This is a genomic window from Streptomyces sp. NPDC058620 (genome assembly GCF_042717135.1).
Classification (GTDB): Bacteria; Actinomycetota; Actinomycetes; order Streptomycetales; family Streptomycetaceae; genus Streptomyces.
Window position 1 is genome coordinate 79,468 of record NZ_JBHXQO010000028.1, and the last position, 15,220, is coordinate 94,687.

Below are 15,220 nucleotides of genomic sequence, written 5' to 3' on the forward strand. Positions count from 1 at the left end.
GGGTGGTGCCCCCGGGAATGGTTGATCCACCACCCCCGGGGGCACCGAAACAGCCTTGCCGGCCGAGCCGGGAGTCCGGGTCAACGGACCGTACTCACGCTGCCCGCCGGGCCGGCACCGTCCTCGAACCGGAGAACGCGGCGGCCAGCAGACCCGCGAGCACCGGCACGACCACGGCCAGCAGTCCGATGGTGACCCACGGCAGCACGATCGGTGTGTACGCGGAATCCATCGGCTGCAGGCGCATGGCCTTCGTCGCCTCGCGCAGATCGATCAGGCGCAGAGCCACCGCTGGCACGAGGCCGGCGGCCGTCCCGAGCAGTACGCCCGTGAGCGCGACCACCAGGCACTGGAAGCCCGAGAGGGTGCGCCGCACGGCCGGTGGCGCGCCGACCGCGCTGAGCGTGGTGAGGTCGGCCTCCGCGTCCGCCCTGGCCAGTCCGGTGGCGATCGCGGCCGCACCCAGGGTCACCAGACCGGCGAACAGCGCGAGGATCAGCAGGACCACATCCTCGTCCTGGGAGTCCGGCCCGTACTCCGCCTGAAGGTAGGCGGAGTCCCCTGCCTGCGCGAACGCCGCCGATACCGCCTGCTGCTCGGCGTCCGTCGGGGCGTGGGCGACGGTGTAGAAACTGCCGTAGTCCTGGGTGTGCAGTCCGAGCCGGTCCGCGGCCTTCTGCGGCAGGATCATGCGGATTCCGGGGGTGGCGGCGTACTTCGCGGGCGCGACGTACACCTTCAGCCGGTCCGTGGTGGTCCTGGCCTCGCCCGGGTGCAGTTTCCGGTTTTCCCTGTCGTGTTCGCTGTACGTGTGGACGGCCTTGAGGGTGACCCGGCCGTTGTCCGCGTACGCCGGGTTGAGCAGCACGGGAGTGCCCTCCGCCAGCGCCCTGGCCGCCGCGGGGTCGTCGAGCTTCGCGTACGAGGTCAGCACGGGAGCGTCCCCCACGACGATCTTGGCGACGCCCGAATCGAACGAATACGCCTGGATGTGCTCGTCGATGCAGGCGGGGGAGCTCATCAGCTCCTTGTGCGCGTCGGCGGAGAGTCCTTCGGCGAGTTTCCGTGCTCCTGCTCCCTGAAGCGGGCAGCTGTGGCCCTTGCCGGCCGGCTTGACCAGCTCGATCGTGCCGCAGCCGTTCTCCTCCTCGTAGTAGACGGAGCAGTCGGAGCCGGCCCAGACCCGTCCGAAGTCGGCACGGCCGCCGCTGACCGCCACGTTCTGTTCGACGGCGGCCCGGGCGAGGGGGAGCTGACCGACCTCCATGGGGTCGGAGTTCACGAGCGCCACCGTGCCGGGGGTGAGCATGGGGATGTGGTCGTACACGTGCTCGGACGTCACACTGGCCAGGTACGTGGCGATGGCCACGGTGCCCGCGACGGCGGCCATGACGGCGGCGACCGCGGGTGCCGTCCGTCCCCGGTTGCGGGCCGCGTCGCGCAGCGCCATCCGCGGGGCGAGCGGCAGCCGGGAGCCGAGCCGGCCGAGGAACCCGACGATCACCGGGATGCAGGCCAGCACCCCGAGCTCGGCGACGATCGAGCCGCCGGCGACCAGCCCCGTGGCACCTGTGGCGCCGCCGAAGACGGCGATCGCCACACCGGCCGCCAGGGTCACACATCCCACGGCGGGCAGTACACGGGAGCTCCCGCGCGTTCCGCGGCGGCCGGTGAGCGATTCCAGCACGGACTGGCGGCCTGCCACGATCGCGGGGGCCAGCGCTGCCAGAATGCCGGTGACGAGGCCGATCAGGGCGATCGCCAGCAGCTCCCAGGGGCGGATCTCGAGCGCACCGAAGCGGCTCCCGGTCCAGCCCTCGATCAACGGACGGAACAGGACGGTCAGCCCGAGACCGGCGGCGACACCGGCCACGGCGCCGAATCCGCCGAGCACCGCGCCGCCGGCCAGCACCACGGCCCGGACGTGACTCCGGTCGCCGCCGCACGTACCGAGCAGGCCGAGCTGCCTGCGCGAGCGGCGTGCGCCGACCGCGAAGGCCGGTCCGGCGAGCAGCACGATCTCCAGGACGGTCAGGGCGACCACGGTGACGACCGCGGCGCTCGTCTCGGCCGCGCTGCCGCCGCTCATGCTGTCGGCCATCGGGACCTCGGAGTCCGGCGGCGGGTCGAGGGCGACCTGGCGGGACTTCACCAGGACGCCCTTCTCATTGGCCCTGAGCACGTCCGGCCAGCCCACGCCGACTCCGGACGCGCCCTTGACCAGCCATTCGGTCTTGCTGGGCTGAGGTGGCACGATCGCGTCGTCGCGGTCCGACGCGGTCTGCCACGCGGCGATGACCGCGCCCGGATCGGCGTACAGCGCCTTCTTGCCCAGATCATGGGGCAGTTCGACGGTGCCGGTGACGGTGTACGTCTTCCCGGGGCCGCGCACCGTGACACGGGAACCGATGCCGAGCCCGGCCGACTCCATGAAGGGCTCGGTGGCGGCGATCTCGTCCGCGCCGTCCGGGAAGGCACCGTCCACGAGCTCGATCCTGCCCCGGGCCAGCGGGTCCGCGGTGCGGACCTCGACGATCTCCGTGCTGGTGATGCCGTGCCGGGTGGTGACGTCAGCGGGGACCGACCGCTCGGTGAGGTGGCGAGAGCCCTTGGGGAACAGGTCCGCGACGTCGACCGGCTCGGGCTCCTCTCCCTGGGCGGGATGACCGGACTCGTCCAGGGAGCCCCAGCTGGTGGCGTCGGGCATCTGCTCGATCGGGGTCCCGTTCACGCCCGGGTCGCTGTAGCGGGCGTCGGCCGAGCCCACGGCGGCCGTCAGGGTCTCGGCAGCCGTCGGCATGGAGCTGCGGTACGACACGTCGGCGGCGGTCACGCCGAGGACCGGCAGGGCGATCATCGCGACCACCAGCGCGCTGCGGCCCTTGGCCCGCATGGCGTCCCGGCGGGCGATCCGGGTGGCGGCGCGCCACCCCGAGAAGACGCTCACTTGGCGCCCTCTGCGGTGAGCAGTGAGTCGGCGCCGGAGACGACCGTCTGGTCGACGATCGAGCCGTCCCGGAGGAACACGACCCGGTCGGCCCAGGCCGCGTACCGCGGTTCGTGCGTCACCATCACCCCGGCCGCGCCCTGGTCGCAGCGGCTGCGGAGGAGGGCGAGAACGGTCTCGCCGGTCTCGGAGTCGAGCGCTCCGGTGGGCTCGTCGGCGAGCACGAGACGCCGGTCCCCCACCAGGGCGCGGGCGATGGCGACGCGCTGCTGCTGGCCGCCGGACATCTCGTCGGGGAAGCGGTCGGCGATCTCGCCGAGGTTCATCTCCTCCAGCGCGGCAAAGGCTTCCTCGCGTGCTGTGCGGAGGGAGACGCCGTCGAGTTCGCGGGGCAGTGCGATGTTCTCGGCGGCGGTGAGGGCGGGGATCAGGTTGTAGTCCTGGAAGACGTAGCCGACGCTGCGGCGACGGAGGGCGGCGACGCCCTTGCGTCCGAGCGTGGCGATGTCCTGGCCCTCGATGACGACCTGGCCGCTGCTCGCGGTGTCGAGCCCGCCGGCCAGCGTCAGGAGGGTGGACTTCCCGGAACCGGAGGGTCCCATCACGGCGACGAGCTCACCCGTGTGGACGGACAGGTCGATCCCGCGCAGCGCGTGGACCTGGGCGACGCCGGAGCCGTGGGTGCGCGTCAGCGCTCTCAGCTCCAGTACGGGCGCGTCCTCGGGCAGGCCGGTGGACGGGGACGGGACGGACGAGGACATGGTGGGCGTTCCCCCCTGGGACGTTCTGCTGGGTGCTGAGTGCTGGGTGCTGGGTGTTGGGCGTTGGGTATTGGGCCGGCCGGCGCGGTCAGCGGCCGGCGCGGGGCCGCGCGGCCGCCGTACGGGCGGAGCCGCGCGGAGTGGCCTTTCCGGGCTCGGGCTGCGGGTCGGTGGCGGCGGCCTCGGCGAGGCGTACGAGTCGCGCTTCGCAGTGGTCCAGCCACCGGGCCTCCGCCTCGGCCTGGAAGATCAGCTGCTCCACCACGAGGAGCCAGGCGACCTCGTCCCGGTTTGCCGGGACATCCGTGAGGGCCTGAGCCTTCAGCCGGGTGTACTCCTGCATCGCCTTCAGGGTGTGGTGGCGCTGCGCCTGGATCACCGCCCGGATGTCGACCCCCGGGGCGCCGACCGCCATGGCGAGCTTGATGGCCAGCTCGTCGCGGGGCGGGTTGCTGCGGTCGACAGGCGTCCCGAACCAGCTGTGCAGTTCGGTACGGCCGTCGTCGGTGATCGAGTAGAGCGCGTGTCCCGCGTCGTCCTCACCGTCCTGGACGACCATGCCGTCGCGCTCCAGCCGGCTGAGCGTCGTGTAGACCTGGCCGACGTTCAGCGGCCAGGTGGAACCGGTGCGCGACTCGAATTCGGTACGGAGCTGGGAGCCGTACCGAGGCCCGCGCTCAAGGAGGGCCAGAAGCCCGTGACGGATCGACATACTCAGTATGTATACCGAGTATGCTGCTTCAGGCAAGGCTTACGGGGATATGAACCGGTCAGCTGCGGCCCTCAGTGGACGCGGCGCATCCGGAATGCCAGGAAGCCCAGTCCCAGGCCGACCAGCGCGATCCCGGCGCCGAGAGAGACCTCCTGGACCTGTCGTACGGCGGGCCCGTCCATCGCCTGGGGGGCCGGCCTTCCCGGACGCGTCGACGCACTCGGCGTGACCTCGGCGGGAGGCACCTCCCCGATGTCCGGCTCCGGCTCCTCCTCTTCGAGCAGGGCGTCGGCGCGGGCGAGCTCCAGCGGCGACAGCGAACGCCCCGGGCGGACGCGGCCCTCTCCCGCCGGCCTGCCCGCGAGGGGCGACCGCTCGGCGGAAGCGGAGGGGCCTGCCGACGAACCGGCGGGCGGCGCCGCGCTCCCGGCGGGCGGGCGGGCCGAACCGGAGGCGCCCGACGGGAGCGCGGACGGAGAACCGGAGGGGACGGCCGACGGCGAGGCGGAGGGCGCCACCGAGGGGCTCGCGGAGGGGGGCCGGGAGGCCGGTACGGGGGACGGCGGCGGCGTCGTCGGGTGGGGCGAGGGCGTGGCCGAGGGGCTGGCCGTGGGGCTGGCCGTGGGGCTGCCCGTGGCCGTATCCGGCAGTCCCGCCGAACGGGGGGCGAGCGAGAGCCCCCGCGCGGTCGCGTCCCCCGACGGGGCACCGGCCTGCCGGTGCGGAACCCCGCCGGGCGCCCGCTCCGCCGCGTACGTCCAGCTCGCGGGTCCCAGCACTGCGGCCGCGGTCACCGCCAGGCAGAGCACGCAGCGCGACGACCGGGACCGCCGGGACGGGAGGAGTCCTGGAGCCATGCGCTCAGAGTCACACGAGCGGATATATCCGGCATCCCGGACGTCGGCCGCCCGGTCCGTCGGACGGGTGCGGCCGGGCCGGGTGGCGTCAGGCCGGGTCGCCCGTGGAGATCCTCAGTTCGAAGTGGGCGCCGCGCTCCGGAATGGCCGTACCCGCGGAGGGGAACTGGTCGACGACCTGGTCCTCGGCGTACGTGTTGCCCGGCTCGTCGATCGGCTTGATGGTCCAGCCCGCTGCCAGGGCGCACGCCTGGGCCGACTTGATGTCCTTGTACATGAAGTTCGGCGCCTGGACCTTCTGCGGGTCGTCCGAGTCCTCGCTGGCGTCCGTGCAGTCCTCTTCGTCCATCGTCCGGTTGCGCTCCGGCGGCTTGTGCTCGCCGGCCACCGCGGACTCTCCCGTGCCCGGATCGCCGTTCTTGCCGTTCTCCGTGTCATCGTTCATGGACAGCACCGTGACCAGGCCGCCGATCGCGAGCAGCGCGACGACGATCGAGCCCACGATGACCGGCATGTTCCGCTTGGAGCTGCCGCCACCCTGGCCGCCCGCTGCCTGCGGGGACATCGTGTACGGCGGCGGCGTCCCGTGCCCCGGGGGGACCGGGGTCTGGTACGCCTGCGGGTAGCCGTAGCTCGGCGAAGGCGCCGGAGTGGGGGCGCCGTACGGACCCGGCTGCTGGTACGACTGGTGCGTCTGGTGGGGATGCGGCTGGTACGGCGTCTGCACGCTCTGCGGCGCGGGGGCGCCCTGGTCGACCGGCGGGAAGACGGCGGAACCGACACCCGCGCCGCTGTTCCCCGGGACTCCGCTGACGATCACCGGGGCGCCGGCCTGACCGCCCGCGCTGAGCACGCGGGTGACCTCGTCCTGCATCGCCGCGGCGCTCGGGAAGCGCTCGTTCGGGTTCTTCTTCAGCGCGCGGGCGACGAGCGCGTCCATCGCGGGAGTGACCGAGCGGTTGATGGCCGACGGAGCGACCGGCTCCTCCTGCACATGCGCGTACGCGATGGCCAGCGGCGAGTCCGCGTCGAACGGAATCCGCCCCGTGAGCAGCTGGAACAGCATGATGCCGACCGAGTAGAGGTCGGACCGCGCGTCCACACCGCGCCCCAGGGCCTGCTCGGGGGAGAGGTACTGCGGGGTGCCGACGACCATGCCGGTCTGCGTCATCGACGTCACACCTGACTGCATGGCGCGTGCGATGCCGAAGTCCATGACCTTCACGATGCCGCGCTTGGTCATCATCACGTTGCCGGGCTTGATGTCCCGGTGGACCAGGCCCATCTCGTGGCTGGTCTCCAGCGCGGCCAGCACGTCGGCCGTCACCTTGAGCGCCTTGTCGGCCGGCATCGCGCCGTACTGCTGGATGTCCGACTGGAGGACGGAGCCGAGCGGCTGCCCCTCGACGTACTCCATGACGATGTACGGCATCAGCGCGCCGCCGAGCTCGTCCTCGCCGGTGTCGAAGACCGAGACGATGTTGGTGTGCTGGAGCTTCGCGACCGCCTGCGCCTCGCGCCGGAAGCGCTCGCGGAAGGACTGCTCGCGCCCCAGCTCCGTGTGCAGCGTCTTGATCGCGACCTGGCGGTCGAGCGCCGAGTCGTACGCGAGATATACGGAAGCCATCCCGCCCTCGCCGAGCAGGTCGCGCAGCTGGTACCGGCCGCCGGCGACCGAACCGCCCGCATAGCGACCCTGAGCGCCGTGTGCGCCGTCCTGGCTCATGACTAGCTTCCCCCTCGGCGCGCAACTGTTGACGTGACGCGAAGATCCCGTATTCCGGGCCAAGTCTGCCCGAGGGGTACGACACGTCAAGCCAGGTGCCCGTTCCGTGACCCTACGCACAAGAAGCGTCTCGGAAGCGTTACAGGAACCGCATGGAATTTGCGTGTGCGGCACGCGAGCCGATTGGATGACCCGTCCCTCTCGGAACCGTGGTGTCGGGCAGAGCCTGTAGCGTGACGTGGCAATGCAGCAAGGCACCCGTGACACCCGCGGACGCGCGGACAGAAACGACGGCGAGGACTGATGGCACCCGGATCCGAAGCAAACGGCGGCGGAGTTTCGGATGGCGCCGACTCCTGGGGCATCGGCGGTGTGGTCGGCGACGGGCGCTACCGGATGACCCACCGGCTGGGCCGCGGCGGCATGGCCGAGGTCTATGCCGCGGAGGACGTACGTCTGGGACGCACCGTGGCGGTGAAACTGCTCCGCTCCGACCTCGCCGAGGACCCCGTCTCCAAGGCCCGCTTCACGCGCGAGGCGCAGTCCGTCGCGGGCCTCAACCACCATGCGATCGTCGCCGTGTACGACTCCGGCGAGGACGTCGTGGGCGGTCAGACCGTTCCGTACATCGTGATGGAGCTCGTCGAGGGCAACACCATCCGCGACCTCCTGCTCAACGCCGACTCCCCGCCGCCCGAGCAGGCGCTGATCATCGTCTCGGGCGTGCTGGAAGCCCTGGCGTACTCGCACCAGCACGGCATCGTGCACCGTGACATCAAGCCCGCCAACGTGATCATCACGCACTCCGGCGCGGTCAAGGTCATGGACTTCGGCATCGCCCGTGCGCTGCACGGCGCGCAGTCGACGATGACCCAGACCGGCATGGTCATGGGCACGCCCCAGTACCTCTCCCCCGAGCAGGCGCTCGGCAAGGCTGTCGACCACCGCTCCGACCTGTACGCCACCGGCTGCCTGCTCTACGAGCTGCTGGCCCTGCGGCCCCCGTTCACGGGTGAGACCCCGCTCTCCGTCGTCTACCAGCACGTCCAGGACATCCCCGTCCCGCCGTCCGAGGTCTCGGACGCGGTGCCGCCGGAGCTGGACGGGATGGTGATGCGCTCGCTCGCGAAGGACCCGGACGACCGGTTCCAGAGCGCCGAGGAGATGCGCGGGCTCATCCAGTACAGCCTGCAGATGCTCCAGGTACAGGGCGGCCACACGGGTACGTGGAACACCGGCCCGGTCGTGGCGCACGAGGGCGGTCACACCTCGCCGATGGGCGCGGTGGGCGGTACGGCGGCGATGGGCTACCCGACGCACGGGGACACCTCGCAGGGCCCGATCCTGCCGCCGATGAACCCCGACGACGGCGGATACACCGGCGGTCAGCACAACGGAGGGCGCGGCCGCGGAAAGATGTGGCTGTTCGTCCTGCTCGCGCTGATCGCGATCGGAGCGGGTGTCGCCTTCGCCGTCAACGCGGCGAACGACGCCGGCAACAAGAAGACCCCGACGCCCGCCACCACTCCGGCCTCTCCCACCCCGTCGAAGTCCTCGGAGAAGCCCTCCGAGGAGCCGACGGAGGAGACCGAGGAACCGAACACGTCCACGGGCGGCCAGTGGGAGCCCACCGAGCAGCCCACCTGGACCCCGCCGCCGACGACCAGCGAGCCCACCGACACGCCGTCCACAGTGCCGCCCTCCACCGACCCGGGTACCGCCGACGGCGGCGCGGGGACGGACGAGGGCACGGGTGACGAAGGCGGCACCGGGGACGAGGGCGGCACGGGCGACGACGAGGGCACCACCGAGGGGACCACCGAAGGAACCACCGAGGGCACGGCCGAAGGCGCGTCGGAAGGTGCCGGCGATGCCGCCGGCACCGTCGCGGGCACCACCCCGTAAGGGGCCCCGCGCCCCGTCCCCGCCCCGCTTTCACTCCGTGAAGGCTTCGCCCACCGCCTCGTACTCGCGCGTCCACCACACCGCCAGGGCCGACACCGCAGGAAACTGCGGGTCGGCCCTGCGGTCGTGCAGGCGGTAGCGCCAGCGCAGTATCCAGAAGTCGTTGAGCCGCTCCCACCAGACCCGGTGCACCGCCGCGGCCAGCTCCGCGGCGCCCGCCCCGGCCGCCCGCCGGTAGGCCCGCGCGTACGCCCGTACCTTCTCCAGGTCCAGTTCGCCGGCCGGCCTCACGAAGAAGATCGCCGCGGCCCGCACCGCCTCCTCCGCACGCGGCTGTACGCCCAGCCGGTCCCAGTCGACGATCGCGACCGGATCGGCGCCCCGGTAGAGCAGATTCAGCGGATGGAAGTCGCCGTGCACCCATCCCGTGGCCGGCCCGTCCGGGGTGGGCGGCCTGCGGTGGGCGTGCTGTTCGAGCAGGGCGCGGCGCTCGACGAGCCGGTGCACGGCCAGCTCGTCGAAGGCGTCCCGGGGTCGCAGCCCGCGTGCGGCGGCCAGCAGTTCGTCGATCAGCTCGAAGGTGTCCGCGGGGTCGGGGCTCCCGTGACCGGGCCGGGGCGGCAGCCCGCTGCCCGGACCCATGACCTGCTCCAGACCGGTGTGTACGGCTCCGAGCAGGGCGCCCAGCCGTCGTGACTGGGCGGTGGTCAGCTCGGCGCCCACCCGGTGGAGGCCGTCCACCCAGGGGTGCAGGGCGTAGCAGCGGCCGTCGATCACCGTCACCGTGTCACCCTCCGTGTCCGTGAGGGGCGGGGCGACGGGCACGCCGAGCGACTGGAGCCGCTGGGTGGCCCGGTGCTGGCGGACGATCGTGGCGCGGTCGCCGGTGGCGTCGTCGAGGTGGTGCTTGTCGAGATGGTGCTTGAGGAAATACGCGCCGCGTGTGGTGGAGACGCGGTATCCGTGGTTCAGGAGACCCTTGGTAAGGGGCTCGCAGGCGAGCGGTTCACCGGCGTCGGGATAGCGGCGCAGCACCTCGCCGACCGGGGGAACAGGTGGACGGGTTACATATGAGCGCGGCACTTACCAAATGCTAGATCACGCTACGTGGCCGATTTCCTGACTTGCGGTGAAGCCCAGAGTGTGCATGGTGACGAAGTGCGGTTCGAGCCGGAGATAGACCGGATCGAAGGGTTCTCCGTTCGCCGTGAGTGGGACGGGGCCGAAGAGTTTCCGCTGCTCGGAGCAGGGGTGGGCGATCGCGGCGGGGCCGGTGAACTGCACGGACCAGGGGTCGTCGCCGCCGTCCGCGGCGGTGTTGAAGTTGTCGGCCCCGTACGCGATGACGCTTCCGTCGCACGATTCGTGGTGGCCGAGCCCCTTGTGCAGCCGCAGGAGCACGCGGCCCTCGGCCACGATGTGGCGGGCCACGGCCAGGATGGGGAGCGCTCGCATGCTCGTCGCCAGGCGGCCGTAGGGCACCCGGCCGAGCAGCTCGATCGCACGGAGTTCCTCAGAGGCCATGCGTCCACTGTCCGCTACCCGTAGGGGCCGGGTAAGGGTCTGCGGCCCCGGTTGGCGCGGGACCTAAGTCCCGTGTCCACCCGGAGCCGCAGAGGAAAACGCGGCGGTGCGCGCCGTTCGGCGGCGCTCAGCGCCGTTCGGCCTGGAGGCGGGCCACGTACGCCGCGGCCTGCGAGCGGCGCTCCATGCCTAGCTTGGAGAGCAGGCTGGACACATAATTCTTGATCGTCTTTTCGGCGAGATGGAGCCGTTCACCGATCACCCGGTTCGTGAGCCCTTCACCGATGAGGTCCAGGATCTTGCGTTCCTGATCGGTGAGGCGGGCCAGCTTGTCGTCGCCCTTGCCGTTCGGCCCGTCGCGCAGCCGTTCCAGCACCCGGGCGGTCGCCGCCGGGTCCAGCAGGGACTTACCGGCCGCCACGTCCCGTACCGCGCTCAGGAGCTCGTTGCCGCGGATCGCTTTCAGTACGTATCCGGAGGCACCGGCCATGATCGCGTCGAAAAGAGCCTCGTCATCGGCGTACGAGGTGAGCATCAGGCACTTGATGTTCTCGTCCAGGGAGCGGACCTCGCGGCAGACCTCCACCCCGCTGCCGTCCGGCAGCCGTACGTCCAGGACCGCCACATCGGGGCGGGTCGCGGGGATACGGACCAGTGCGTCCGCCGCCGTGCCCGCCTCTCCGACCACCTCGATGTCGGCTTCGGAGGAGAGCAATTCATGCACTCCGCGGCGGACCACTTCGTGGTCGTCCAACAGAAATACGGTGATTTTTCCATCTTCGCGCACAAACGCAGTCTCACACACTCACCCCTTCCCTGCCGCTGTTGGGCGGGATAACGTGCCGTTGTTCCGGCGGCCTGCAAGGCTGTTACCAGTGCTGTGACCAGCGAGAGTTCCCGATTTTCTCGATTTACTTGGATATCCAAGCAAAATCGCAGGTCAGAGAGGGTTTCGCAGTTATGCGATGCACTGGGTAACGTGCCTTTGACAGGGCGCTCGCCGGGGCACCTGTCACGCCTGTTCCCGGCCGAGCGGCACCCACCCCGTGCACGGGTCCGGACACAGGCGAGCCGCACTGGTTCCCGGCAGACCCCGGGGGCCGGACCGACGGAGGAGCACGCACGTGACCGTGGAGAGCACTGCCGCGCGCAAACCGCGACGCAGCAGCAAGCGGACCAGCGCCGCGAAGACGCCACAGAGTTCCGAGCCCCAACTCGTACAGTTGCTGACGCCCGAGGGCGAGCGCGTCGAGCACCCGGACTACGGGATCGACCTGACCGCGGACGAGCTCCGCGGTCTCTACCGGGACATGGTCCTGACCCGGCGCTTCGACGCCGAGGCCACCGCGCTCCAGCGCCAGGGCGAGCTGGGCCTGTGGGCCTCGCTGCTGGGCCAGGAAGCCGCGCAGATCGGCTCCGGCCGGGCGCTGCGCGACGACGACTACGTCTTCCCGACCTACCGGGAACACGGCGTCGCCTGGTGCCGGGGTGTCGACCCGACCAATCTGCTCGGGATGTTCCGCGGCGTGAACCACGGCGGCTGGGACCCGAACACCAACAACTTCCACCTGTACACGATCGTCATCGGCTCGCAGACCCTGCACGCCACCGGTTACGCCATGGGCGTCGCCAAGGACGGTGCGGACTCGGCCGTGATCGCGTACTTCGGTGACGGCGCCTCCAGCCAGGGCGATGTCGCGGAGGCGTTCACCTTCTCCGCCGTCTACAACGCCCCCGTGGTGTTCTTCTGCCAGAACAACCAGTGGGCGATCTCCGAGCCGACCGAGCGCCAGACCCGGGTCCCGCTCTACCAGCGCGCCCAGGGCTTCGGCTTCCCCGGCGTCCGGGTCGACGGCAACGACGTACTCGCCTGTCTGGCCGTCACGAAGTCGGCGCTGGAGCGGGCCCGCCGGGGCGAGGGCCCGACCCTCGTCGAGGCGTTCACCTACCGGATGGGTGCCCACACCACCTCCGACGACCCGACGAAGTACCGGGCGGACGAGGAGCGGGCGGCCTGGGAGGCCAAGGACCCGATCCTGCGCCTGCGGACGTACCTGGAGAAGGGGAAGGTCGCCGACGAGGCGTTCTTCACCGCGCTGGACGAGGAGAGCGAGACCCTCGGCAAGCGCGTACGGGAAGCGGTCCGGGCCATGCCCGACCCGGACCCGATGTCTCTCTTCGAGCACGGTTACGCGGACGGGAGCAGCCTCGTCGACGAGGAGCGCGCCCAGTTCGCCGCCTACCAGGCATCGTTCGCAGACTCTGCCGAGGAGGGCAACTAGCCATGTCCGTGGAAAAGATGTCCATCGCGAAGGCGCTCAACGAGTCGCTGCGCCTCGCCCTCGACACGGACCCGAAGGTCCTGATCATGGGTGAGGACGTCGGCAAGCTGGGCGGCGTCTTCCGGATTACCGACGGGCTCCAGAAGGACTTCGGCGAGGGCCGGGTCATCGACACCCCGCTCGCCGAGTCCGGGATCGTCGGTACGGCGATCGGTATGGCCCTGCGCGGCTACCGGCCCATCGTGGAGATCCAGTTCGACGGGTTCGTCTTCCCCGCGTACGACCAGATCGTCACGCAGCTGGCGAAGATGCACGCCCGTGCGCTGGGCAAGATCAAGCTGCCGGTCGTCGTGCGGATTCCGTACGGCGGCGGCATCGGCGCCGTGGAGCACCACAGCGAGTCGCCCGAGGCCCTGTTCGCGCACGTCGCGGGTCTCAAGGTGGTGTCGCCCTCCAACGCGTCCGACGCGTACTGGATGATGCAGCAGGCCGTGCAGAGCGACGACCCGATCATCTTCTTCGAGCCGAAGCGGCGTTACTGGGACAAGGGCGAGGTCGACACCGAGTCCATTCCCGGACCGCTGCACAGGGCGACGGTGGCGCGTACGGGCGCCGACCTCACGCTCGTCGCGTACGGGCCGATGGTGAAGGTCTGCCTGGAGGCGGCCGCGGCCGCCAAGGAGGAGGGCAAGTCGGTCGAGGTCCTGGACCTGCGGTCGATGTCCCCGATCGACTTCGACACGATCCAGACCTCGGTGGAGAAGACCGGCCGGCTCGTGGTGGTCCACGAGGCCCCGGTGTTCTACGGTTCGGGCGCGGAGATCGCCGCCCGCATCACGGAGCGCTGCTTCTACCATCTCGAAGCACCGGTGCTGCGTGTCGGCGGCTACCACGTCCCGTATCCGCCGGCCCGTCTCGAGGACGAGTACCTGCCGGGGCTCGACCGGGTGCTCGACGCCGTCGACCGCTCGCTGGCGTACTGAGGAGAGGGTTCGTGACGACGATGACCGAAACGTCTGCTCGCTTCCGTGAGTTCAAGATGCCCGATGTGGGCGAAGGACTGACCGAGGCGGAAATCCTCAAGTGGTACGTCCAGCCCGGCGACACCGTCACCGACGGCCAGGTCGTGTGCGAGGTCGAGACGGCCAAGGCGGCTGTGGAGCTGCCGATTCCGTTCGACGGGGTCGTGCACGAGCTGCGCTTCCCCGAGGGCACGACCGTCGATGTCGGCCAGGTGATCATCGCGGTGGACGTGGCGCCGGGCAGCGGCGACGCGGCCCCCGCTCCGGTGGCGGAGCCCGTGGCGGCTCAGGAACCGGCTGCCGAGGCCGAGGCGCCGAAGGGCCGCACGCCGGTCCTGGTGGGCTACGGCGTGGCCGAGTCCTCCACGAAGCGGCGCCCGCGCAAGGGTGCCGAGGTCCCGGCGCAGGTGGCCGCGGCCATCCAGGGCGAGCTCAACGGCCACGGCGGCGTGGCCCCGGAGACGCGTCCGCTCGCCAAGCCGCCGGTCCGCAAGCTGGCCAAGGACCTGGGCATCGACCTGGCGACGGTCACGCCGACCGGCAAGGACGGCATCATCACCCGTGAGGACGTCCACGCGGCGGCCGCACCGGTGGCCGAGCCCGTGGCCGCCGAGCCCGCGGCGCCCGCGCCGGCGGCCCCGGCTGCCGCGGTCGTCCCGGGTGCCCGGGAGACCCGTGTCCCGGTCAAGGGCGTGCGCAAGGCGATCGCGCAGGCGATGGTGGGCAGCGCCTTCACGGCTCCGCACGTCACCGAGTTCGTGACCGTCGACGTGACGCGCACGATGAAGCTGGTGACGGAGCTCAAGGAGGACAAGGACATGGCGGGGGTGCGGGTCAACCCGCTCCTGATCATCGCCAAGGCCCTCCTGGTCGCGATCAAGCGGAATCCCGAGGTCAACGCAGCCTGGGACGAGGCCAACCAGGAGATCGTCCAGAAGCACTACGTGAACCTGGGCATCGCCGCGGCCACCCCGCGCGGTCTGATCGTGCCGAACATCAAGGACGCGCACGAGCAGACCCTCCCCCAGCTCGCCGCCTCGCTGGGCGAACTGGTCTCCACCGCGCGCGAGGGCAGGACGTCCCCCGCGGCGATGGCGGGCGGCACGGTGACGATCACCAACGTCGGTGTCTTCGGCGTCGACACGGGAACGCCGATCCTGAACCCGGGCGAGTCCGCGATCCTCGCGGTCGGTGCGATCAAGCTCCAGCCCTGGGTCCACAAGGGCAAGGTGAAGCCCCGCCAGGTCACCACGCTGGCGCTGTCGTTCGACCACCGTCTGGTCGACGGCGAGCTCGGCTCCAAGGTGCTCGCGGATGTCGCGGCGATTCTGGAACAGCCGAAGCGGCTGATCACCTGGGCCTGACGGCCCGCACACGAAAGGCCGGTGGGGGCCGCCGGGGCCTGGGGGGGGGCCCCCCCGCCGTGTTGTGGTTACCCGGGGGCGGCGCAAACACATAAAACGGTAGTACCTTTGGTTGTAAGC

12 protein-coding genes are annotated in these 15,220 nt (G+C 71.0%); 4 read left to right on the plus strand and 8 right to left on the minus strand.

Annotated features, from left to right (window positions below; all coding sequences use genetic code 11):
- Positions 1 to 94 precede the first annotated feature (94 nt).
- The 5 genes from ACFWSK_RS23845 to ACFWSK_RS23865 all read right to left on the minus strand — a co-directional run bounded on the left by ACFWSK_RS23845 (position 95) and on the right by ACFWSK_RS23865 (position 7,003).
- Positions 95 to 2,947 (minus strand): FtsX-like permease family protein, encoded by a 2,853-nt coding sequence (locus ACFWSK_RS23845; RefSeq protein WP_383789653.1) that lies wholly within the window; start codon positions 2,945 to 2,947, stop codon positions 95 to 97.
- Positions 2,944 to 3,708: an ABC transporter ATP-binding protein gene (locus ACFWSK_RS23850; protein ID WP_383789656.1), complete on the minus strand. Its 765-nt coding sequence runs from the start codon at positions 3,706 to 3,708 to the stop codon at positions 2,944 to 2,946. The genes ACFWSK_RS23845 and ACFWSK_RS23850 overlap by 4 nt, the downstream gene beginning before the upstream one ends.
- Positions 3,709 to 3,796: 88 nt before the next feature.
- Positions 3,797 to 4,420 carry a PadR family transcriptional regulator gene (locus ACFWSK_RS23855; RefSeq protein ID WP_383789658.1) on the minus strand — a complete coding sequence of 208 codons (624 nt, stop codon included), beginning with the start codon at positions 4,418 to 4,420 and terminating at the stop codon, positions 3,797 to 3,799.
- Between the two features lie 71 nt (positions 4,421 to 4,491).
- The gene (locus tag ACFWSK_RS23860; RefSeq protein ID WP_383789661.1) at positions 4,492 to 5,277 is read right to left on the minus strand and encodes a hypothetical protein; all 786 of its coding nucleotides are present in this window, start codon (positions 5,275 to 5,277) and stop codon (positions 4,492 to 4,494) included.
- Between the two features lie 88 nt (positions 5,278 to 5,365).
- Positions 5,366 to 7,003, minus strand: a complete 1,638-nt coding sequence (locus ACFWSK_RS23865; RefSeq protein WP_383789664.1) for a protein kinase — start codon at positions 7,001 to 7,003, stop codon at positions 5,366 to 5,368.
- 303 nt (positions 7,004 to 7,306) lie between these two features.
- Between ACFWSK_RS23865 and ACFWSK_RS23870 the strand changes: the two genes are divergently transcribed.
- Positions 7,307 to 8,908, plus strand: coding sequence for a protein kinase (locus tag ACFWSK_RS23870; RefSeq protein ID WP_383789668.1), 1,602 nt, complete (start codon positions 7,307 to 7,309; stop codon positions 8,906 to 8,908).
- A 30-nt stretch (positions 8,909 to 8,938) separates the two neighbouring features.
- Here the strand turns inward: ACFWSK_RS23870 and ACFWSK_RS23875 are convergent, their stop codons facing one another.
- The 3 genes from ACFWSK_RS23875 to ACFWSK_RS23885 all read right to left on the minus strand — a co-directional run bounded on the left by ACFWSK_RS23875 (position 8,939) and on the right by ACFWSK_RS23885 (position 11,219).
- Positions 8,939 to 9,943: a phosphotransferase gene (locus ACFWSK_RS23875; RefSeq protein WP_383789691.1), complete on the minus strand. Its 1,005-nt coding sequence runs from the start codon at positions 9,941 to 9,943 to the stop codon at positions 8,939 to 8,941.
- A gap of 63 nt (positions 9,944 to 10,006) precedes the next feature.
- The gene (locus tag ACFWSK_RS23880; protein ID WP_383789671.1) at positions 10,007 to 10,432 is read right to left on the minus strand and encodes a pyridoxamine 5'-phosphate oxidase family protein; all 426 of its coding nucleotides are present in this window, start codon (positions 10,430 to 10,432) and stop codon (positions 10,007 to 10,009) included.
- Between the two features lie 127 nt (positions 10,433 to 10,559).
- Positions 10,560 to 11,219 (minus strand): response regulator, encoded by a 660-nt coding sequence (locus ACFWSK_RS23885; protein WP_383789674.1) that lies wholly within the window; start codon positions 11,217 to 11,219, stop codon positions 10,560 to 10,562.
- A gap of 337 nt (positions 11,220 to 11,556) precedes the next feature.
- On the opposite strand from ACFWSK_RS23885, the gene pdhA reads away from it, so the two are divergent.
- From pdhA to ACFWSK_RS23900, 3 genes are read left to right on the plus strand one after another with little or no spacing between them, the layout of a single operon-like run.
- Positions 11,557 to 12,714, plus strand: a complete 1,158-nt coding sequence (gene pdhA / locus ACFWSK_RS23890; RefSeq protein ID WP_383789677.1) for a pyruvate dehydrogenase (acetyl-transferring) E1 component subunit alpha — start codon at positions 11,557 to 11,559, stop codon at positions 12,712 to 12,714.
- Between the two features lie 2 nt (positions 12,715 to 12,716).
- Positions 12,717 to 13,697 (plus strand): alpha-ketoacid dehydrogenase subunit beta, encoded by a 981-nt coding sequence (locus tag ACFWSK_RS23895; RefSeq protein WP_383789679.1) that lies wholly within the window; start codon positions 12,717 to 12,719, stop codon positions 13,695 to 13,697.
- Between the two features lie 11 nt (positions 13,698 to 13,708).
- Positions 13,709 to 15,100 carry a dihydrolipoamide acetyltransferase family protein gene (locus tag ACFWSK_RS23900; RefSeq protein WP_383789682.1) on the plus strand — a complete coding sequence of 464 codons (1,392 nt, stop codon included), beginning with the start codon at positions 13,709 to 13,711 and terminating at the stop codon, positions 15,098 to 15,100.
- Positions 15,101 to 15,220 lie beyond the last annotated feature (120 nt).

Bases quoted from the DNA above. Each gene is read 5' to 3' on its own strand.
- ACFWSK_RS23870 (WP_383789668.1), top strand. From the start codon at position 7,307: ATGGCACCCGGATCCGAAGCAAACGGCGGCGGAGTTTCGGATGGCGCC.
- ACFWSK_RS23850 (WP_383789656.1), bottom strand. From the start codon at position 3,708: ATGTCCTCGTCCGTCCCGTCCCCGTCCACCGGCCTGCCCGAGGACGCG.
- ACFWSK_RS23880 (WP_383789671.1), bottom strand. From the start codon at position 10,432: ATGGCCTCTGAGGAACTCCGTGCGATCGAGCTGCTCGGCCGGGTGCCC.
- ACFWSK_RS23860 (WP_383789661.1), bottom strand. From the start codon at position 5,277: ATGGCTCCAGGACTCCTCCCGTCCCGGCGGTCCCGGTCGTCGCGCTGC.
- ACFWSK_RS23855 (WP_383789658.1), bottom strand. From the start codon at position 4,420: ATGTCGATCCGTCACGGGCTTCTGGCCCTCCTTGAGCGCGGGCCTCGG.
- ACFWSK_RS23865 (WP_383789664.1), bottom strand. From the start codon at position 7,003: ATGAGCCAGGACGGCGCACACGGCGCTCAGGGTCGCTATGCGGGCGGT.
- ACFWSK_RS23895 (WP_383789679.1), top strand. From the start codon at position 12,717: ATGTCCGTGGAAAAGATGTCCATCGCGAAGGCGCTCAACGAGTCGCTG.